16 protein-coding genes are annotated in these 19,008 nt (G+C 64.1%); 9 read left to right on the top strand and 7 right to left on the bottom strand.

Annotated elements, in window-relative coordinates; genetic code table 11:
- Positions 1-63: 63 nt before the first annotated feature.
- From IC234_RS14855 to IC234_RS14840, 4 genes are all read left to right on the top strand, one after another.
- Entirely contained in the window at positions 64-1,356 is a 1,293-nt protein-coding gene (locus tag IC234_RS14855) for a serine hydroxymethyltransferase (protein WP_190926056.1), read from the top strand.
- 146 nt (positions 1,357-1,502) lie between these two features.
- Complete coding sequence (tatC, locus tag IC234_RS14850) at positions 1,503-2,372, top strand: twin-arginine translocase subunit TatC (protein WP_317173383.1); 870 nt, start codon at positions 1,503-1,505, stop codon at positions 2,370-2,372.
- 58 nt (positions 2,373-2,430) lie between these two features.
- The gene (gene rpiB, locus IC234_RS14845) at positions 2,431-2,859 is read left to right on the top strand and encodes a ribose 5-phosphate isomerase B (RefSeq protein ID WP_190926054.1); all 429 of its coding nucleotides are present in this window, start codon (positions 2,431-2,433) and stop codon (positions 2,857-2,859) included.
- 129 nt (positions 2,860-2,988) lie between these two features.
- Positions 2,989-4,929: a tetratricopeptide repeat-containing sensor histidine kinase gene (locus IC234_RS14840; RefSeq protein ID WP_190926052.1), complete on the top strand. Its 1,941-nt coding sequence runs from the start codon at positions 2,989-2,991 to the stop codon at positions 4,927-4,929.
- A gap of 180 nt (positions 4,930-5,109) precedes the next feature.
- Here IC234_RS14840 and IC234_RS14835 read toward each other — a convergent pair whose 3' ends face one another.
- Together IC234_RS14835 and IC234_RS14830 are read right to left on the bottom strand one after the other, a co-directional pair.
- A complete protein-coding gene (locus IC234_RS14835; RefSeq protein ID WP_190926050.1) occupies positions 5,110-7,158 on the bottom strand; it encodes a M13 family metallopeptidase in 2,049 nt (682 codons plus the stop codon).
- Between the two features lie 160 nt (positions 7,159-7,318).
- On the bottom strand, positions 7,319-8,953 hold the full coding sequence (locus tag IC234_RS14830; RefSeq protein WP_190926048.1) for an NADP-dependent glyceraldehyde-3-phosphate dehydrogenase: 1,635 nt from the start codon (positions 8,951-8,953) through the stop codon (positions 7,319-7,321).
- Between the two features lie 162 nt (positions 8,954-9,115).
- Between IC234_RS14830 and IC234_RS14825 the strand changes: the two genes are divergently transcribed.
- Both IC234_RS14825 and IC234_RS14820 read left to right on the top strand, forming a co-directional pair.
- Positions 9,116-9,553 (top strand): hypothetical protein, encoded by a 438-nt coding sequence (locus IC234_RS14825; protein WP_190926046.1) that lies wholly within the window; start codon positions 9,116-9,118, stop codon positions 9,551-9,553.
- Between the two features lie 24 nt (positions 9,554-9,577).
- On the top strand, positions 9,578-11,050 hold the full coding sequence (locus IC234_RS14820; protein WP_190926044.1) for a hypothetical protein: 1,473 nt from the start codon (positions 9,578-9,580) through the stop codon (positions 11,048-11,050).
- A gap of 82 nt (positions 11,051-11,132) precedes the next feature.
- Here the strand turns inward: IC234_RS14820 and IC234_RS14815 are convergent, their stop codons facing one another.
- From IC234_RS14815 to crtD, 4 genes are all read right to left on the bottom strand, one after another.
- The gene (locus IC234_RS14815; protein ID WP_190926043.1) at positions 11,133-12,851 is read right to left on the bottom strand and encodes a M28 family metallopeptidase; all 1,719 of its coding nucleotides are present in this window, start codon (positions 12,849-12,851) and stop codon (positions 11,133-11,135) included.
- A 36-nt stretch (positions 12,852-12,887) separates the two neighbouring features.
- Positions 12,888-13,502 (bottom strand): TetR/AcrR family transcriptional regulator, encoded by a 615-nt coding sequence (locus tag IC234_RS14810; RefSeq protein ID WP_190926041.1) that lies wholly within the window; start codon positions 13,500-13,502, stop codon positions 12,888-12,890.
- Positions 13,503-13,595: 93 nt separating this feature from the next.
- On the bottom strand, positions 13,596-14,276 hold the full coding sequence (locus tag IC234_RS14805; protein ID WP_190926039.1) for a carotenoid biosynthesis protein: 681 nt from the start codon (positions 14,274-14,276) through the stop codon (positions 13,596-13,598).
- An 82-nt stretch (positions 14,277-14,358) separates the two neighbouring features.
- Complete coding sequence (gene crtD / locus IC234_RS14800; protein WP_190926037.1) at positions 14,359-15,867, bottom strand: 1-hydroxycarotenoid 3,4-desaturase CrtD; 1,509 nt, start codon at positions 15,865-15,867, stop codon at positions 14,359-14,361.
- Between the two features lie 120 nt (positions 15,868-15,987).
- On the opposite strand from crtD, the gene IC234_RS14795 reads away from it, so the two are divergent.
- Together IC234_RS14795 and IC234_RS14790 are read left to right on the top strand one after the other, a co-directional pair.
- Complete coding sequence (locus IC234_RS14795) at positions 15,988-16,197, top strand: hypothetical protein (protein WP_190926035.1); 210 nt, start codon at positions 15,988-15,990, stop codon at positions 16,195-16,197.
- 43 nt (positions 16,198-16,240) lie between these two features.
- On the top strand, positions 16,241-17,134 hold the full coding sequence (locus IC234_RS14790; protein WP_190926033.1) for a prohibitin family protein: 894 nt from the start codon (positions 16,241-16,243) through the stop codon (positions 17,132-17,134).
- Positions 17,135-17,255: 121 nt separating this feature from the next.
- Here IC234_RS14790 and IC234_RS14785 read toward each other — a convergent pair whose 3' ends face one another.
- Positions 17,256-18,455, bottom strand: coding sequence for a class I SAM-dependent rRNA methyltransferase (locus IC234_RS14785; RefSeq protein ID WP_190926031.1), 1,200 nt, complete (start codon positions 18,453-18,455; stop codon positions 17,256-17,258).
- 78 nt (positions 18,456-18,533) lie between these two features.
- Here IC234_RS14785 and IC234_RS14780 point away from each other — a divergent pair, with 78 nt between their 5' ends.
- A complete protein-coding gene (locus IC234_RS14780) occupies positions 18,534-19,004 on the top strand; it encodes a GNAT family N-acetyltransferase (RefSeq protein WP_190926029.1) in 471 nt (156 codons plus the stop codon).
- The last annotated feature ends 4 nt before the right edge of the window (positions 19,005-19,008 follow it).

Genomic DNA, 19,008 nt, shown 5'->3' with positions numbered 1-19,008 from the left:
AAGGGCCACCCCAACTGTTCACTGATAACTACTCACTGATAACTGATACTTACCTTTACGCCCATGCAAACCGTCGCCCCCGCTCGCCTGCTCGACACCGCCGTGTTCGACCTCATCGCCCAGGAAAAAGCCCGCCAAACCCACGGCATTGAGCTCATTGCCTCCGAAAACTACGTTTCGGAACAGGTGATGGCCGCCCAGGGCTCCGTGCTCACCAACAAGTACGCCGAGGGCCTGCCCGGCAAGCGCTACTACGGCGGTTGCGAAATCGTGGACCAAGTGGAGCAGCTGGCCATCGACCGCGTGAAGGAGCTTTTCGGCGTGCAGTGGGCCAACGTGCAGCCGCACTCCGGCGCCCAGGCCAACGCGGCCGTGTTCCTGGCCTGCCTCAAGCCCGGCGATAAAATCCTGGGCTTCGACCTCAGCCACGGCGGCCACCTCACCCACGGCTCGCCCGTGAACTTCTCGGGCAAGTACTTCGTGCCCAGCTTCTACGGCGTGGAGCGCGAAACCGGCCTCATCGACTGGGCCAAGGTGAAGGAAACCGCCCGCCGCGAGCGCCCCAAGATGATTATCTGCGGCGCCTCGGCCTACTCGCGCGACTGGGACTACAAAGCCCTGCGCGAAGCCGCCGACGAAGTGGGCGCCCTGCTGCTGGCCGACATCTCGCACCCTTCGGCCCTCATCGCCAAAGGCCTGCTGAACTCGCCCTTCGAGCACTGCCACATCGTGACCACCACCACGCACAAAACCCTGCGCGGCCCCCGTGGCGGCCTCATCATGCTGGGCAAGGACTTCGAAAACCCCTTCGGCCTGACCACGCCCAAGGGCGAAATCCGGCCCATGTCGGCCGTGCTCGACGGCGCCGTGTTTCCCGGCACCCAGGGCGGGCCGCTGGAGCACGTCATTGCGGCCAAAGCCGTGGCCTTCGGCGAAGCGCTGACCGACGACTTTACCACCTACACCCGGCAGGTGGCCCGCAACGCGCAGGCGTTGGCCAGCGGCTTCACCGCGCTGGGCTACGACCTCATCTCGGGCGGCACCGACAACCACCTTATGCTGATTGACTTGCGCTCGAAGGGCCTGAGCGGCAAGCTGGCCGAGAATACGCTGGTGCGGGCCGACATCACCATCAACAAAAACATGGTGCCCTTCGACGACAAGTCGCCTTTCGTGACCAGCGGCATCCGCATTGGCTCGGCCGCCGTAACTACCCGCGGCCTGGGCGAGTCGGACATGGCCCGCATCGTGGAGCTGATAGACGAAACCCTGACCCACCACGACAACGACACCCGCATCGGGCAGGTGCGCCAGCGCGTGAATGCCTGGCTGCAGGACTACCCGCTGTTTGCGTAGCGTTTTACGTATGGGGTGATGTTCGTCTGTCATCCTGAGCGCAGCGAAGGACCTTATCACGTTAGCGCATCCTGACGTGATAAGGTCCTTCGCTGCGCTCAGGATGACAGACGGTTTATTCCTCTTCCTATTTCTCTATTTTCTCCGTGCAACCTCAACCGCAACAACCTAACCTCTCGGGCGAAACGCACGAAATGTCCTTCATCGACCACCTGGAGGCGTTGCGCTGGCACATCATCCGGTCGGCCATTGCGGTGGTGGTGTTCACCACCGGCGCGTTTTTCGCGAAGGATTTCCTGTTTCACGACGTGATTCTGGGACCGTCGCGGCCCGATTTCTGGACTTACCGCATGTTCTGCAAGTTCGGCAACTGGGTGCACGCGCCGGACTTGTGCATCGACAAAATCGGGTTCGTGATTCAGAACCGGCAGATGAGCGGGCAGCTCACCATGCACATCAGCACCTCGTTCATGGCCGGCATCTGCCTCACGTTCCCGTACCTGTTCTGGGAAATCTGGCGTTTTGTGAAGCCCGGCCTCTACCCGCACGAGCGGGCCAACTCGCAGGGGGCGGTGTTTTTTGTGTCGGTGCTGTTTGCGCTGGGGCTGCTGTTTGGCTACTACATCGCCGCGCCGCTCAGCATCAACTTTCTGGCCGGCTACGTGGTGGACCCCACCATCGAAAACCAGATTGACATGCAGAGCTACCTGAGCACGCTGAGCACCATGAGCCTCTCGTGTGCCTTCGTGTTTGAGCTGCCCATGATAGTGTTTTTCCTGGCCAAGGCCGGCATTGTGTCGCCCGAAATCATGCAGGTGTACCGCAAGCACGCCATTGTGGTCATCCTCATCATCGCGGCCATCATCACCCCGCCCGACATCTCGGCCCAAATCATCGTCACCATCCCCATTTTGCTGCTCTACGAGCTGAGCATTCACATTGCCCGCGTGGTGCGGCGCGGCGACACCGCCCGCCTCAACGCCAAGCTGGCCCGGGAGCAAGCCATGGGCAGCTAGTGCCGCCCGCCTCCGGCATGCAACGCTCGCACTTCCAACGCAACCTCTTCCACGTCCCATGAAAATTGCCCTCGGCTCCGACCACGCCGGTTTCACTCATAAAGAAATGCTGCGCACCTGGCTGGCTGCCGAAGGCCACGAGGTGCGGGATTTCGGCACGTACTCGGCCGACTCGATGGACTACCCCGACGTGGCGCACCCGCTTTCGGCAGCGGTGGAAAGCGGCGAGTTTGCGCTCGGGCTGCTGCTGTGTGGCTCGGCCAACGGGGTGTGCATTACGGCCAACAAGCACGCCGGCGTGCGCGCCGCCATTGCTTGGCTGCCCGAGCTGGCCGCCCTGGCCCGGCAGCACAACGACGCTAACGTGCTGTGCGTGCCGGCCCGCTACGTGAGCGAGGAGCAAACCCGGGAAATTGTATCAACTTTTCTAAAAACAAATTTCGAAGGTGGCCGTCATCAACTCCGAGTGGCGAAAATAAAGGGCTGAGGCAATGCTGCCCCGCTTTTGAAAATTGGCCTGCTGGAAAAATTGCACCCTTGAATATTTTGAAATAGCATTAAAGCGTGAAACTTGCCCGGACTGTGCGTATCTTTGGCTAGCATTACGCAGCCACTTATGACCCGGCCTGGAATTTTGCTTATTTGGCTGCTCGCTTTCGGCGCGCTACTGGCTCCTGCGCGGGCCGTGGCCGGCGGGGCATTGCCAAACAGCACCGAAGCCATTCGGCAGAAGCTGGCCACGCCCCTGCCCGATACCACCCGCCTGCGGCTGCTGAACGCCATGTGCTACGCCCTGCACAACGAGCAGCCCGCCCGCGCCCTGCCTTACGGCGAGGCCGCCCTGGCCCTGGCCCGCACGCTACCCGCCGACGAGCAAGGCCCTGGCCTGCTCCGTAGTCTGCTGTACCTGGCCAGTTGCTACGGCAACCTCTCCAACGGCCCGGAGGCCCTGCAGCTCCTCAACGAAGCCCAGACGCTGGCTCTGAAGCTGAAAAACGTGGACGGCCTGGTGCGCGCCTACACTTCGCAGGGCAGCATCTACCACGAGCGGCGCGATTCCACCTCGGCTTGGCGCCACTACCGCCGCGCCCTGCGCCTGATGAACCAGCCCGGCGTGACGCCCACCGCCCGCATGAAGCTGCTGGGCAACGTGGGCGGGCTGTTTTTCTTCCGGCAGCAGCTGCCCCAGGCCTTGCATTACGACTCGCTGGCCCTGGCGCTGGCCCGCCGCCAAAGCGACTCTACGGCCGAAGCCAACTACCTCTCCAGCTTGGCCAACTACCAGATGCAGGCCGGCAACCTGGGCCGGGTGAAGCGCCTGCTCACCCAGGCGCTGGCCATCAGCCGGCGGCAGCGCGCCGTGCGCAGCCAGGCCCGGCAGCTCATCATGTTTGCGATGTACTACATCCAGACCGACGAGCCCGCGCGCGCCGACGCCGCCACCCGCGAAGCCCTGAAGCTGGCCCGCCAGAGCGACTACCTCGAGTGCGTGCTCGACGCTTACAGCATCCTCTCGGCCGAAGCCGCCGAGCGCGAAAACTACCGCCAGGCCTACGAGTGGAACCAGCGCTACGTGGAGCTGAATGACACGCTGAACAACCGCCAAACCATGCAAACCCTGGCCGCCGCCCAGGTGAGCAGCGAGGCCCAGGAGCGCGCCCGCCGCCTGCGCCTGCTCACGCAGCAGCGCGACGAGCAGGCCTGGCACAGCCGCGTGCTGGTGGGGGCCGTGGCCGTGCTCACGCTGGCGCTGCTGGTGGCCGCCTATTTTTACCGCAACCTGCGCCGCAGCCGCTCCGAGCTGGCCGCCAACAACCGGGCCCTAGAAAAAGTATCGGTGGAGCTGCGCAGCGTGGCGTCGTTCAAGGACAAGCTCTACGCCATTGTGGCCCACGACCTGCGCGGGCCGGTCACGGCTTTTGCCGGCGTCACGAGTTTGATTGACTCCTACATTGCCCAGAACGACCAGGACGGCCTGGCCCGCCTGCCCGCTCTGGTGCGCCAGGCCGCCGACAGCCTCAACCACCTGCTCGACAACGTGCTGAACTGGGCCGTGAGCCAGACCGGCGAGCTGGAATGCCGCCCGGCCCCGGTGCTCGTGTCGGAGCTGTTTGCCGAGTGCCAGGCCCTGTACCAAACCACGGCCGCCGCCAGCTGGCAGCACATCACCATGGCCGCCCCCGATGGCCTGAAGCTGATGGCCGACCGCAACATGGCCCGCACCATTCTGCGCAACCTGGTGGGCAACGCCCTCAAGTTCATGCCCGCCGGCGGCCACGTACACCTCGAAGCAGCCCCCGACCCCGACGACCCGCAGATGGTGCTCATCAGCTGCACCGACACCGGGCCGGGCATGAGCGCGGCCACCGTGGCCTCGCTCATGAGCGGCCCCGCCCTGCCCGAGCCCACGCCCACGCCCAAGCCGCGCGCCACCGGCCTGGGGCTGGGCCTGGCCCTGTGCCGGGCCTTCGTGCACCGCCACGGCGGCACGCTGGTGATTCAGAGCCGCCCCGGCGCCGGTACCAACGTGACCGTGAGCCTGCCAGTGGCGAAGTAGCTTCGTCTGTCATTGCGGGCGCAGCGTGGCAATCCGTCCTCTCTTAGCGACCAACTCTGGGGCGTGACAACCCCATAAAAAGCCCCGGCTCTACTACAGAGCCGGGGCTTTTCACATTAGTAGGCTAGTCGCTTAGAGAGGACGGATTGCCGCGCTGCGCCTGCAATGACAAGCGCCGGTTTACCAAATCACCACCCGGGTCGAATCGGGGCGGTAGAGCTTTTGGCCGGGCTTGATGCCGAAGGCGTCGTAGAAAGCGGGCACGTCGGCCATGGGGCCGTTCACGCGGTACTGGGCGGGCGAGTGCACATCGGTGAGCAGCTGCGAGGCCAGGCTTTCGTCGCGCACGTGCATTTGCCAGCCCAGCGCGTAGCCCAGGAAATAGCGCTGCACGGGCGTGAGGCCGTTAATTTTCTTGCCTTCTTTGTACTGCTTGGTTTTTTTGAAGGCGTCGAGGCCGATGACGATGCCGCCGAGGTCGGCGATGTTCTCGCCGGCCGTGGCCTTGCCGTTGATGTGCAGCGAGTCGAGCAGGGTGTAGCCGTTGAACTGCTTCACAATGCCGTTCACCCGCTCGTTGAAGCGCTTGCGGTCTTCCTTGCTCCACCACTCGTGCAGGTTGCCGTGGGCGTCGTATTGGCTGCCTTCGTCGTCGAATCCGTGGGTGAGTTCGTGGCCGATGGTGCTGGCGCCGGCGTAGCCGTATACCAGGGCGTCGTCGGCGTCGGCATCGAGCAGGCCGGGGATGGCGAAGGCGGCGGCGGGCAGCACAATCTCGTTGTTCGAGCTGTTGTAGTAGGCGTTGTAGGTCTGGGGCGTCATGCCCCATTCGGTGCGGTCCACGGGCTTGCCCAGCTTGTTAAGTTCGTAGCGGTGCTGCCAAAGGTTGGCGCGCATCACGTTTTCGGCCAGCGAGCTGCGGTCAATTTTCAGGCTCGAATAGTCTTTCCACTTGTCGGGGTAGCCCACCTTGGGCGTGATTTTGTGCAGCTTGTCGAGGGCCACCACTTTGGTGGGCGCGCTCATCCAATCCAGCTTCTGAATGTGCTCGGCGAAGGCGGTGGTCACGTGTTGAACCAGCGTGTCGTAGCGGGCTTTGGCTTCGGGCTTGAAGTATTCCTTCACGAACAGCTGGCCCAAGGCGTCGCCGAGGGCGTCTTCCTGCATGTCGAGCACGCGCTTCCAGCGGGGCCGGATTTCCTTGGCGCCGCGCAGCACCGTGCCGTAGAAATGGAAGTTCTCGTTCACAAACTGGCTGCTGAGCGTGGGCGCATACGTGCGGGCCAACTGCCAGGTGAGGTAGGCTTTCCAGTCGTCCAGCGGTTTGCTTTTCAGCAGCTGGCCCGCCGTCTGGTAAAACTCGGGCTGGCCCACAATCACCGTGTCCACGTTCGTGAATTCCATCTGCGCCAGCCAGGTTTTCCAGTCGAGGCCGGGCGTGAGCTGGTTGAGCTGCGCGATGCTCATTTTGTGGTAGTTGGCGTAGGGGTCGCGCAGGGCTTCGAGCTTGCGCGAAGACTTGGCCAGGGCCGTTTCCAGCGCCATCACGCGGTCGGCGTTGGCCTGAGCGGTGGCTTGGTCCTGGCCCAGCAGCCGGAAGGTATTGGCCAAGTGCTTCAGGTATTCGGCCCGAATGTTCTTGGTGCGCGAGTCGGTGTTGAAATAATAGTCGCGGTTGGGCAGGCCCAGGCCCGACTGGCGCAGGTACAGCGCCATCTTGTCGCTGTTCTTGTCGTCCTGGCCCACGTTGGGACCGATGAGGGCCCGCACGCCCAGCGGAATCTCGTGGGCGATGACGCCGGGCACTTCGGCCACGGTTCTCATGGCCGCGATGCGGTCGAGTTCCGGCTTGAGCGGGGCCGCGCCCAGCTTATCGGCCTTCACCGAATCCATGCCCACGGCCCAGAAATCGCCGATTTTTTGCTGGTTGCTGCCCGCGGCGGCGTTGGCTTTGGCCGCCTCCACGCTGGTTTCGCGCAGCCGCGCATACACCTCGTCCTGCACCTTCTTGCCGATGCCCATGCTGCTTTCCGACGCTGGAATGGGGTTGTTCTTAATCCAGGTGCCGTTGGCGTAGCTGAAGAAGTCGTCGCCGGGCGCCACGGTCGTGTCCAGGGCGGCGTAGAGCAGGTCGGGCTTGTCGCCGGAGCGGGCCGTTTTCAGGGAGTTCGATGGGCAGCCGGTCACGGCCGCGGCCAGCAGCGGCAATAGAAACAGGGGTTTTTTCATGTGGTGAAAATGGCGGGAGTCTTTTGGAAACGAAAGAACGTCATGCTGAGCGCAGCCGAAGCAGCTCTACTGCGATAGTAACCCAAACAATGGATTAGTTGCGCGGTAGAGATGCTTCGACTTCGCTCAGCATGATGTTCCCAGCCTCGTTCGAAGATGCCTACAGAATAAACCGCGTGCTCAGGAAGCTGCTTTCCTGGCCGTCCACGATTTCGTTCAGGATGTGCTTGTTGGCGTCGGTCATTTTGGTGGCCACCACCGTGCGGATGCTAAACGAGCGCAGCGCGTCGTACACCGACAGCGTGCCCTCGGCCGAGTCTTTGCGGCCGGTGAAGGGGAAGGTATCGGGCCCGCGCTGGCACTGGGCGTTGATGTTGACGCGGCTCACCTGGTTCACGAGCTGGTCGATGAGGTCGGCCACTTCCTTCGATTCACTGCCGAAAATGCTCACCTGCTGGCCATGGTCGGAGTCGATGATGTACTGAATGGCTTCGTCGACTTTGCTGAAAGACGCCACCGGCACCACCGGCCCAAACTGCTCTTCGCGCCACACCTTCATGCCTTCCTGCACCGGAAACAGCAGCGCCGGAAACACCAGCGGGCCGGCCGCCGTGCCGCCGCCTTCGTTCACCACGCGGGCACCCTTGGCCTGGGCGTCGGCAATGACTTCGGCCAGATAATCCGGCTTTTGCGGCTCGGGGAGCGGGGTGATGTTCACGCCGGCGTCCCAGGGCATGCCGGGCTTCAGCTTGTTGATTTCGGTGGCCAAGCGCTGCACGAAGTCTTCGGCAATGCTCTCGTGCACCATGAACAGCTTGAGCGCCGTGCAGCGCTGCCCGTTAAAGCTCAGCGCGCCCAGCACCGATTCCTTGATGGCCACGTCCAGGTCGGCATCGGGCATCACGATGGCCACGTTCTTGGCGTCGAGCCCGAACACGGCCCGCAGGCGGTTCGACTTGGGGTGCAGCTTCTTGAGCGAGTCGGCCACCCGGCTGCTGCCGATGAGGGCCAGCACGTCGATTTTGCCCGACGCCATGAGGGCCGGGACCACCGCGTTGCCGCGGCCGTACACGGTGTTCACCACGCCTTTGGGGAAAGCTTCGGTGAAGGCCTGCAGCAGCGGGTAGTGCAGCAACGCGCCGTGTTTCGGCGGCTTAAACAGCACGGTGTTGCCCATGATGAGGGCCGGAATGAGCATGCAGAACGTCTCGTTCAGTGGGTAGTTGAAGGGGCCCATGCAGAGCACCACGCCCAGCGGCGAGCGCCGAATCTGGCCGATGATGCCTTCCTCAATGGTGAAGCGCGACGAGTCGCGGTCCATGTCCTTGAGGGCGTCGATGGTGTTGCGGATGTAGTCGATGGTGCGGTCGAACTCCTTTTCCGAGTCGGCGGCCGACTTGCCGATTTCCCACAGCAGCAGCTGCACGATTTCGGCCTTGCGGGCCACAATGAGGCGGGTGAATTTCTCCACGGCCGCAATGCGGTCGGCCACGCTCATGGTGGGCCATTCGCCGCGGCCGTGGTCGTAGGCGCGCACGGCGGCATCGAGGGCTTTGAGGCTTTCGGCCTCGTCAAGCAGCGGGTAGGAGCCGATGACGCGGGGCGCCAACGTGCCGTCGGTGAGGCGCGTCTGGATGGGTGTGCGCACCTCCTGGGTGGGGCCGTGCCACTCGCGCAGCTCGCCGTCGAGCAGGTACTGGCGCTGGTGCAGGGGCTCGGGCCGGCGCCAGGCTTCGGGAATGGCCCGCTCGTCGAGCGGGAACAGATGGGTCAGGCTTTCGGTGGTTACGGGCATGGTGGGGGTGCAGAAAAGTTGCGGTGCGAACCTACGCACCAGCGCAGGCCCACGGAAATATTCGGCCCTGGCGGGACCGCCGGGCCCGATTTACGGGAACGTTTGCGTGCCGCGGGCAAGCCGGAAAGCCGTATGTTCAGGCCAAAATTATTTTTACTACACATGCCGCTTCGCCTTCTGCTTCTGCTCAATTTTGCCGCGGCCGCCTACCTCACCGGCCTCATCTGGACCATTCAGGTGGTGCACTACCCCAGCTTCGGGCTGGTGCCCAAAGATGCCTGGGTGGCCTTCCACGCGGCCCACACCCGCCGCATGAGCTACGTAGTGATGGCCCCCATGGTGCTGGAATTGGCCTTGGCCATCTGGTTGGCCTGGGCCGGGCGCGCGGCCCTGCCCGGCGGCGCCGGTTGGTGGAGCCTGGCCTTGGTGCTGCTGATTTGGGCCGTCACGTTCTTCATCTCCGTGCCCTTCCACAATCGGCTCGAAGGCGGCTTCGACTACATCGCTATCGACGGCCTCACGCGCACCAACTGGCTGCGCACCCTGGCCTGGACGGCGCGGGCCCTGTTGCTGGGCTGGCTGCTGGCACGCCCGGCCTGACCTGTCCGCGCTACTTTTAGCCGCATGAAGCGACTACTGTACCTGTTCATTCTGCTGAGTAGCTCACCCGGTTGGGCACAAACGCCGGCCGCCAGCCCGGGCCCGGCCGTGACGGTCGAAGTCAGCCGGGTGCACTGTTTGGTGCGGTTTGTGGAAACGCTGGCGGGCAGCAGCGGCGGGTACCGCGGCAGCCGCCGGGCCTTCGAGCAAAGCCGTTTCAACACGCCGGCCGCCCGCCGCTGGTTGCGCCGCTACCAAAACCTGGACCGCGAGCCGGGCTTCGACCGCGAAGGCTACCCCGTGGGCCGCCTGGGCAGCCAGGGCAACACCAACCCGGCCTACATGGCCGCCAGCGCCGACGCCCGCGACCTGGCCGACCTGCAGCGCCGCACCGTTGGCCTGCTCACCAACGAAGTGCTGGCCAGCCTCGACAGCGTGTACCGCTTTTTCACGCCGGCTTTCGATACCCTGGCCTGGCTGCCGCACGCCGATGAGCTGGCCCGCCTGCGCCCGGCCTACGCGGAGTTTCTGGCCCAAAGCCGGCTGATGCAGAAGTTTGGCCAGCTGCGCACGTTCTACGGCAGCGTGTGGCCCGACAACCTGCCGTACCGCATTGAGCTCAACCCGCAGCTCGACGGCAATCAAAGCGTCGGCAACCTGACCTTCACCAACCACGCCTGGGTGAGCGGCAACGTGGTGCTGCTGGACTGCCACCCCAAATCGCGCAGTTTTGCGGACGGCACGGGCGTCGTCTTTCACGAGATGAGCCATTCGCTCTCGGCGCAGCAGCGCCTGCGCCTGCAGCAGCAGCTGGAAGGCTGGTATCTGCGCCACCCTTCGCCCAATCGCCGCTCGGCCTACAACCTCATGGAAGAGGCCTTGGCCACCGTGGCCGGCGAATGGATTTACGCGCAGCAAAAGGGCCAGCCCGAGCCCGGCGAATGGTACAACGACGACTACATCAACCGCTACGCCAAAGCTCTCTACCCGCTCATGACGGGCTACGTGGAGCGCGGCCAAACCATTGATAGCCTCTTCGTGAGCCAAGCCATTGGCCTCTTTGACCGCACCTTCCCGCAGGCCGCCACCGACTACGTGAACCTGTTTCGCAAGGTCCTGTATTGGTCTAATGCCGAGGATTTTCGGGCAGCCATTCTGCCGTTTCAGGACCGGTTTCGCAGCTCGTTTACCTACACGTCGACGCCCATTCTGAACGAAGCCAAATCCCTGGCCCAGGCCCAGAGCGGCGAGTACTTTCCGGTCATCCTCGTCGCGCAGGACCACAAGGCCACACTCGATTACCTGCGCAAAAACCTGCCGGCGCTCCGTGGGCAGCGGCTGCGTCCGGACCAGAGCTTTCTGCTAAGCATCATGGGTCCCAACGGCCCCATCATTCTGGTGAATGCCCACGACCCGGCGCAGTTTGCTGCCGCCGCCAAGCTGCTCGACCAACAGGGGCACATCGACGTGAAAAAGCCGCTGGTGCTGCTAAAATGAGTGGTGTAGAGACGCATACTTGCGTCTCGGCGTTTAATAAAATGCCCAAGCAATATGGACGACGAGACGCAAGTATGCGTCTCTACATCGGCCGGCTTTTCTCCCGCGTGGCCTTGAATTCCGAGCCATCTTTCCACTTCGGGAAGGTGGTTTCGGCGGCCAACTTCTGGCCCACACGGAACAGCAGGCGGGCGTCCTGCTCGGCTCCGCGCAGGTCCCATTTGGGGTCGTACTGGTCGGCGGGCTGGTGGTAGGCAATTTCTTCGAAATCCTTGCGCTGCTTTTCGGCGAAGTCCTTGCCGTGCAGGCGGCTGTCGAAGGAGCCGCTGGCGTAGAGCGCCGGAATACCCACTTTGGCGAAGCTGAAATGGTCGGAGCGGTAGAAGCTGCCCGTTTCGGGGTGCTGGTAGGGGATGACGTAGCGGTTCTGTTCCTTGGCGGCGGCGCGGGCGTAGTCGTCCAGCTCCGATTGGCCGTAGCCCGTGATGGTCAGGTCGCGCATCGGGCCAAAGGCCAGCAGCTCGTCCATATTGATGTCGGCCACCGTGCTGGCCACCGGGAAAATGGGGTGCTGGGCGTAGTAGTCGGAACCCAGCAGGCCCTGCTCCTCGCCGGTCACGGCCAGAAACACGATGCTGCGGGCGGGCTTCTCCTTGGCTTGCACAAAGCCGTTGGCAATGGCCAGCAGGCCGGCGCAGCCGCTGGCGTTGTCCAGCGCGCCGTTGTAAATGGAGTCGCCGGCAATGGCCGGGCCGATGCCGAGGTGGTCCCAGTGCGCCGAATAGATGATGTATTCCTTGGGCCGGGTGGTGCCGGGCAGCACGGCCACCACGTTTTTCGAGGTTTTGCGCGTGATGGTGTTGTGCAGCGTCGTGGTCAGGTTCAGGCCCAGGGCTTGGCCTTTGAAGCCTTTCTTGTTGGCCGCTGCGTAGGCTTCCTCGTAGCTCTGGCCGGCCATGGCGAAGAGGCGCTTGGCCGCGTCGAGGGTCATCCAGCCTTCGAGGGCCACTTTGCTGGCGCCGTGGTCGGGCGTTTGGGGGTGCAGCTTGGCGCCGCCGTTGCTGCTTTGCACCACCGTCCAGGGGTAGGAGGCGGGCTTGGTGTCGTGAATGATGAGCAGGCCGGTGGCGCCGTGGCGGGCGGCCTCCTCGTACTTGTAGCCCCAGCGGCCGTAGTACGTCATGGCCTTGCCCTTGAACAGGGTGGTGTCGTTGCCCGCGTTGCCGGGGTCGTTGATGAGCACCACCACGGTTTTGCCCTTCACGTCGAGGCCGGCGTAGTCGTCCCAGCCGTACTCGGGCGCCGTCACGCCGTAGCCAGCGAATACCAGCGGCGAATTCTTGATGTCGACCGTGGGCACCTCGCGCTCCGTGAGGAACATGAAGTCCTGCCGGTACTTCAGGCGGAGGCTCTTGCCGTTGCCCGCCACGGTGGCAATGGAATCGGGCTTGCCCGCAATCTCCACCAGCGGCACCGCCTGGAAATAGCTGCCGTTAGCCCCGGGCTGCAGCCCCAGCTTCTTGAACTCCTCCGCCAAGTAGCTCGTCGCCTTTTCCTCGCCCGGCGTAAACGGCCGCCGCCCCTGAAACTCATCCGACGCTAGCACCTTGATGTGCTGCCCGATGAGCGCCGCCGTGATGCCGTCTTTCGGCGTGGGCACACTGGCGGTGTCGGTGGGCACGGCTTCGGTTTTGCCGTCGGCCGAAGCCGTTTCCGACGTGGAGGTATTGGACTGGCAGCCGGCTAACAGCAGGCCCGCCGCGGCCGGCAGCAGCCAACCGCGCAACGATGATAAGCGCATCCGTACAAGTAGTTAGGCCCGGCCGGGCCGGGCTGCCTACAGCCGGGCAAAATGCTCGGCCGCAATCCGCGCCCCTTCATCGGTGCAGATGCCGCGAATGTAGTACAGGAAGATGCTGCGGAACACCTCGCGCATGTTGTAGCGGTCGGGCGGAAACACCTGCGGGTTGAGCAGCAGGTTGAGCTGCTCAATCAGGATTTTGGTAACGAGCTGAATGTTAATGTCGGAGCGAAACAAGCGGCTGCGAATGCCGTCGTTGAGCAGCTGTTGCAGCTGCGGCGCCGAGTAGCTGTTGAGGTGGTCCATCACAGCCTCCCAGGTTTGGGGAAAGCCGGTTTGCAGGTCGAGGTAGAACTGGCCCGGCACGGTGGCCAGGTCGCGCAAGCCCAGCTGCAGCAGGCCGTAGAGCCGCTCCACCGCCGTCTGAAATTGCTCATATAATTCTCGGTGCTCCCGTTTCTGGCGCTCCATGTCGGCCAGCATGGCGTGGTGCACCAGCAGCTCCCGGCTCGGAAACTGCGCCGTGAGTTCGGCCGCGCTGGTGTGCAGGGCGGCGGCCAGCACCTCGTCGGTGGCGGTGTGCAGGCCGTAGCGGTGAAACACGGGCATGGCGGCTTCCAATGAAGCCGCCGGCAGGGTAAAATCGGGCATGAGGAAGCGGGGAAGGAAAGACAACTACGGCTCAAAACTAGCGCCGGTTAGCCCGCAATTCCTTATGGTTGAGGTTACGGAAGCCGCCCGTCCTTACTGCAAGGCCCCGAGGAAAAAGAAAAACAGCAGCTGCGTGAGGTACACCATGGGGGCCAGGGCGTTGACCTTGGGAAAGTTGGCGCGGTTGAACAGCATCTGCAGCACGCAGGCCACGATGAACCAGTCGCGGAAATTTTGCAGTGGAATGATTTCGGCCGACCAGTGCCAGAAATCGTAGCGGCCCGCCACGGGCTCCAGGCACACGTCGAGCCCCACCATAAGCAGGGCCGCCAGCAGAATGCGCGGCAGCTCGCCCAGCGGCAGGTAGCGCGCCAGCACGCCGCACACGTACGTGAGCACCAGCCAGTTGAGGCCAATCATCGGCGGCACGCCCACAAACGGCGGCGCGTTGAACAGCTTGAAGCCCAGCGTGTCGCCGTAGGTGTAGTGCCCAAATATCTTGCCCGTGTTCACGCCAATAAACTCGACGGCAAACCCCAGCACCATCACCGAAACGCAAAACCCCCAGAAGCCGAACCCGCGCTGCGGCTGAAACGCCAGCAGCAGCCCCGCCGTGAGCAGCAGCGTGAGCGGCGTGAAGCGCAGGTAAAAATCGGGGTCTTTGGAGAAGGCCAGGCCCACAAAACCCGTGACGTGAAACAGCAGCACCAGGCCCTGGGCGATGCGCAAGCGACGGGTGTTGGTGGTCGGATTGAGGGATTCAGAATACTCCATTCGGTGGAGTCAAGCAGTTAAAAGTTAAAAGTTGAGGGGCAAGGGCCCTCTCGTTTTACGCACTGGTTTTAACTCTCAACAATTAACTATCAATAAGAGAAGCAACGATTTTGGCCGACAGCAGGCACAGCGGAATGCCGCCCCCCGGGTGCACCGACCCGCCGCAAAAGTACAGCCCTTCGAGCCGCCCCGAAAAATTGGGGTGGCGCAGGAAGGCGGCCAGCGCGTTGTTGCTGGAACTGCCGTAGAGCGCGCCCCCAAACGAGGACGTGTCGGCGGCAATGCCCGGGGGCGTCCACACTTTTTCGGCGGCGATGAGCGGCTCCACGTCGGTGCCCAGCGCCTGGTGCAGCTTACGGAGCACGGCGGCGCGGGTTTGGCGCGTGAGGGCGTCCCAGTCCTGGCCCTGGTCGTGGGGCACGTTCACCATCACAAACCAGTTTTCGTGGCCGGCCGGGGCATCGGTGGGCGTCTTCTTGGAGGTGATGTTGACGTAGACGGTCACGTCGTCGGCCACGGTTTTCTCCTGAAAAATAGCCTGGAACTCGCGCTGGTAGTCGGCCGAAAAAAAGATGTTGTGCAGGTCGAGTTCCGGAAACTCGCGGGCAATGCCCCAGTAAAATATCAGCGCCGAGGAGGAGCGGGGCTGGGCCAGCGTGCGCTCGGGGGCGGGCTGGCGCGGCAGCAGGCGCCGGTAGGTGGGCACCACGTCCATGTTGCTCACCACCTGGGCAAAGTCGTACACGTCCTGCGCGGTGCGCAGCCCGGTCACCCGGTTTTCGGCCACGATGATTTCTTCCACGGGCTCGTTGTAGCGGAATTTTACGCCGAACTCCAGGGCCAGCTTCGTCAGGCTTTCGGCAATGGCGTAGATGCCGCCCTCGGGGTAAAAAGCGCCGATGCCGTGCTCCAGGTGCGGAATCATGCTGAGCGTGGCCGGCGCCTGGTAGGGGTCGGAGCCGTTGTAGGTGGCGTAGCGGTCGAAGAGTTGCACCAGGCGCGGGTCGTGGCCGAAGGCGCTGGCGTGGCGCTGGTGCATGGTGCCCAGCAGGCCCAGTTGCGGCAGCGCGGCCACGGCTTTCAGGGTTTCGGGGCTGAAGTAGGTGCCGGCCTTGTGCAATGACTTGTGCAAAAAAGTGCCGGCCGTGGCGTCGTAAGCCCGGCCGGCGCGCTTCAGAAACGTGGCCACGGCCGCCGCGGGCGTGCCTAACTTGGCTTCCACTTCCTTCGCGAATTGGTCGGCATCGGCCCAGGCGCGCAGGCGGGTGCCGTCGGCGAAGAAGTAGTGGGTGATGGGGTCGAGCCGCTCGTAGCGGAAATAATCGGCCGGCGTGCGGCCGGCCAGCCGGAAGATGTCGTCTACCAACTGCGGCAGCGTGAAGAGCGACGGGCCGGCGTCGAAACGGTAGCCGCCGGGCAGGGCAAACTGGTGCATTTTGCCCCCAAACGTGGGCGCCGCCTCAAACACCGTGACGGCGTGGCCCGCCACGGCCAGCCGCGCCGCCGCCGCAATGCCGGCAATGCCCGCCCCGATGACGGCCACGGGCTGGCGGGGCGCAGAGAAAGTTTTTTTACGAAACACTGGGGGCATAACGCGCAACGGGTGGGCAGATGTTTTGAAGCCCCGCAAAATAGCGCGGCTTGTAATGAGCGGCGGCAACGAGCGATACATCTCTCCGCAACCGCTTCCGCCACGTCAACCGTCCGCGCCATGTCCGCCAAACCTGCTTCTGCCTTGCGGCCCGTGTTCTGGCTGCTGTTTTACCTTGGCCTGCTGCCCTGGGCCGGCACCCGCTGCCTGGACTGGATGAGCCGGCCTTCCGACTGGCTGCTGGGCTGCGGCTTGCTGGGGCTGTTGCTATTAGCCGCCGGTGTTGTTCTTTCGCTGTGCCAAGCGGGCCGCACGCTGGGACGCTACTGATTGTACGCTTGCTTTCACCTTTTTACCTGCACTACCTTAGAAAATGGCCGAATACCAATTCAACCCCGGGCGAAGCTGGCTGAAACCCCTTCTCTTCCTGGGCCTGTTCCTGCTCGTCCTCGTGGGCGGCTGCAGCCTGATTAAAGTCGAGCGCATCGACGCCGGCAACGTGGGCATCAAGGTCAACCTAGCCGGGGCCAGCCGGGGCGTCGACGACATCACCTACACCACGGGCTGGGTGTTCTACAGCCCCCTGAGCACGGCCGTGCACGAATTTCCCATCTACACCCAGCACAAGGAATACGAAGAGTTTGAGGTGCAGAGCAAGGACGGTTCCAGCTTCGGCGTGGCGCCCAGCCTCAACTACTACATCCAGTCCGATAAGGTGGACGACATTTTTCGGCAGTACCGCCGGCCACTGCCCGCCATCGAAGACGGCTTCCTGAAAACGGCCGTGTACGAAGCCTACCGCGTGGCCACCAACCGCTACACCGCCGACAGCCTCATCAGCAACCGCGGCACCTACGAGGCCCAGGTGAAGGCCAACCTCGTAAGCCAGCTGCAAACGCTGGGCTTCATCGTGCAGCAAATCACTACCAAGCTGGAGCCGCCCGCCAGCCTCAAAGCCGCCATCGACGCCAAAAACACGGCCGTGCAAACCGGCCTGCAAACCGAAAACCGCATCCGCCAGGCCGAAGCCCAGGCCCGCATCAACATCGCCGAAGCCGAGGGCCGCGCCAAGGCCATCCGCATTGCCGCCGACGCCCAGGCCTACGCCAACGAAAAGCAGCAGCAGTCGCTCACGCCGCTGCTGGTGCAGATGCGCTGGATTGAAGCCTGGGAAAAAGGCGGCAGCAACGTGCCAACTTACAGCGGCGGGGCCGGCGGCCAGTTTCTGATGCAGATGCCCGCGCCGGGCGCGGCGGGGAATAAGTAGTTCTGACGGGGCGCCTCACCCCCTGACCCCCTCTCCCCAGGGAGAGGGGGCACCGGTTCGTGAAGATGTCAGGCTCCCCTCTCCCTGGGGAGAGGGGCTGGGGGTGAGGCGCAACGGCCCCTTACTCCACCGCCAGCACCAGCCCCTTCAAATACGCGCCTTCCGGGTGGAACAAGCTCACCGGGTGGTCGGCGGGCTGGGTGAGGCGGTGCAGAATGCGCGCCGGCCGGCCGGCCTCGATGGCGGCGGCCAGCACGGCACCCTCAAATAATTCGGGGCTAACTACTTGGCTGCAAGAGAACGTGAACAGCAGCCCGCCCGGCGCCAGGTGGGCAATGCCAGCCGCATTGAGGCGCTTGTAGCCCATGAGGGCGGCGTGGCGGGCGCCCATGTGCTTGGCAAACGCGGGCGGGTCGAGCACCAGCAGGTCGTACTCGGCCGAGTGGTTTTTGAGGAAGCCCAGCACGTCGTCGGGGTAGGCGGCGTGGCGGTCGGCGTGCTGGCTCAGCTCGGCGTTGCGCTCGGTGAGGGCAATGGCTTTTTTGCTGCTATCCACGGAGTGCACCAGTTCGGCGCCGGCCTCCAGGGCATACACCGAAAAGCCGCCGGTGTAGCAAAACGTGTTGAGCACGCGGCGGCCGGGTGAGTAGCGGGCCAGCAGGTCGCGGTTGTCGCGCTGGTCGATGAAAAAGCCGGTTTTTTGGCCGGTTTCCCAGTCCACGGCAAAGCGGTGGCCGTTTTCCTGCACCACGTGCTCGGTGCCGCTGCTCTGGCCGAAGAGGTAGCCGTTTTTGGCGTCGGGCACGGCGTTGCCGGGAATGGTTTCGGCGCTCTTGTCGTAGATGGCGCGCAGCTTGTCGCCGAACACCGCGCGCAGGGCGGCGGCAATTTCGGGCCGGGCGCGGTACATGCCGATGCTGTGGGCCTGCACCACGGCCACGTCGCCGTACACGTCGATGATGAGGCCGGGCAGGCCGTCGCCCTCGGCGTGCACCAGTCGGAACACGTTGGTGTCGGCGGTGCCGGTCAGGCCCAGGCGCTGGCGCAGGCGGTAGGCGTTGCCCAGCCGCTCTTCCCAGAACGCGGCCGTCGGCAGTTGCGCGCTCGGGCCAAAGTCCAGCATGCGCACGGCAATGGAGCCCCCGCCCGAAAAATGGCCCACGCCCAGCAGCTCGCCGTCGGCGGCCTCAACGCGCACAGGCGCGCCTTCTTCGGTGTCGCCCTTCACGCGGGCAATGGCGCCGGAAAACACCCACGGGTGGCGGCGGCGCAAGGAATGGTCTTTTCCGTTTTTGAGGACGATGGTGGCAGGATTCAGCATAGGCCTGCAAAGGTACGGCCCGCTGTGTGCGAACTTTGCAGCCTCGGTTCCTTCGTCCTTCCCTTCCCGCTCCCACCCATGCCCACCGGCGTTTCCATCATCGATTTTGAGCCCGCGCATCGCCCGGCTTTCGAAGCCCTCAACCACGAGCTCGATTATGAGTGGATTACGCGCTACTTCTACATCGAAGGGCCCGACCGCCAGCCGGTAGAAAACCCCCAGCAGTACATTCTGGAGCGCGGCGGCCACATCCTGATGGCCGTGTGCGAGGGCGAAATCGTGGGCACCTGCGCCTTGGTGAAGGAGCACGACGGCGTGTTTGAGCTGGCCCGGCTGGCCGTGGCCCCGGCCGCGCAGCGCCGCGGCATTGGCTGGGCGCTGGGGCAGGGCATGCTGGGCAAGGCCCGGCAGCTGGGCGCGCGCCGCGTGGAGGTGCTTTCCATCTCGACGCTGCTGCCGGCCCTGAAGCTGTACGACAAGCTGGGCTTCCGGCCGGCGGCGCTCATCCCGGGCCATCCCGGCGACGTGCGCATGGTGCTGGACCTGTAGCGCG

This window comes from Hymenobacter armeniacus (assembly GCF_014699055.1).
Classification (GTDB): Bacteria; Bacteroidota; Bacteroidia; order Cytophagales; family Hymenobacteraceae; genus Hymenobacter; species Hymenobacter armeniacus.
Note: the sequence above shows the minus strand (reverse complement) of the source record. Positions and strands in the feature narration are given on the sequence as shown.

Coding starts and splice junctions, on each gene's coding strand:
- IC234_RS14825 (WP_190926046.1), top strand. CDS start 9,116: ATGCCGCTTCGCCTTCTGCTTCTGCTCAATTTTGCCGCGGCCGCCTAC.
- IC234_RS14835 (WP_190926050.1), bottom strand. CDS start 7,158: ATGAAAAAACCCCTGTTTCTATTGCCGCTGCTGGCCGCGGCCGTGACC.
- IC234_RS14820 (WP_190926044.1), top strand. CDS start 9,578: ATGAAGCGACTACTGTACCTGTTCATTCTGCTGAGTAGCTCACCCGGT.
- IC234_RS14780 (WP_190926029.1), top strand. CDS start 18,534: ATGCCCACCGGCGTTTCCATCATCGATTTTGAGCCCGCGCATCGCCCG.
- IC234_RS14785 (WP_190926031.1), bottom strand. CDS start 18,455: ATGCTGAATCCTGCCACCATCGTCCTCAAAAACGGAAAAGACCATTCC.
- IC234_RS14840 (WP_190926052.1), top strand. CDS start 2,989: ATGACCCGGCCTGGAATTTTGCTTATTTGGCTGCTCGCTTTCGGCGCG.
- IC234_RS14855 (WP_190926056.1), top strand. CDS start 64: ATGCAAACCGTCGCCCCCGCTCGCCTGCTCGACACCGCCGTGTTCGAC.
- crtD (WP_190926037.1), bottom strand. CDS start 15,867: ATGCCCCCAGTGTTTCGTAAAAAAACTTTCTCTGCGCCCCGCCAGCCC.
- IC234_RS14795 (WP_190926035.1), top strand. CDS start 15,988: ATGTCCGCCAAACCTGCTTCTGCCTTGCGGCCCGTGTTCTGGCTGCTG.
- rpiB (WP_190926054.1), top strand. CDS start 2,431: ATGAAAATTGCCCTCGGCTCCGACCACGCCGGTTTCACTCATAAAGAA.
- IC234_RS14815 (WP_190926043.1), bottom strand. CDS start 12,851: ATGCGCTTATCATCGTTGCGCGGTTGGCTGCTGCCGGCCGCGGCGGGC.
- IC234_RS14830 (WP_190926048.1), bottom strand. CDS start 8,953: ATGCCCGTAACCACCGAAAGCCTGACCCATCTGTTCCCGCTCGACGAG.
- IC234_RS14790 (WP_190926033.1), top strand. CDS start 16,241: ATGGCCGAATACCAATTCAACCCCGGGCGAAGCTGGCTGAAACCCCTT.
- IC234_RS14810 (WP_190926041.1), bottom strand. CDS start 13,502: ATGCCCGATTTTACCCTGCCGGCGGCTTCATTGGAAGCCGCCATGCCC.
- IC234_RS14805 (WP_190926039.1), bottom strand. CDS start 14,276: ATGGAGTATTCTGAATCCCTCAATCCGACCACCAACACCCGTCGCTTG.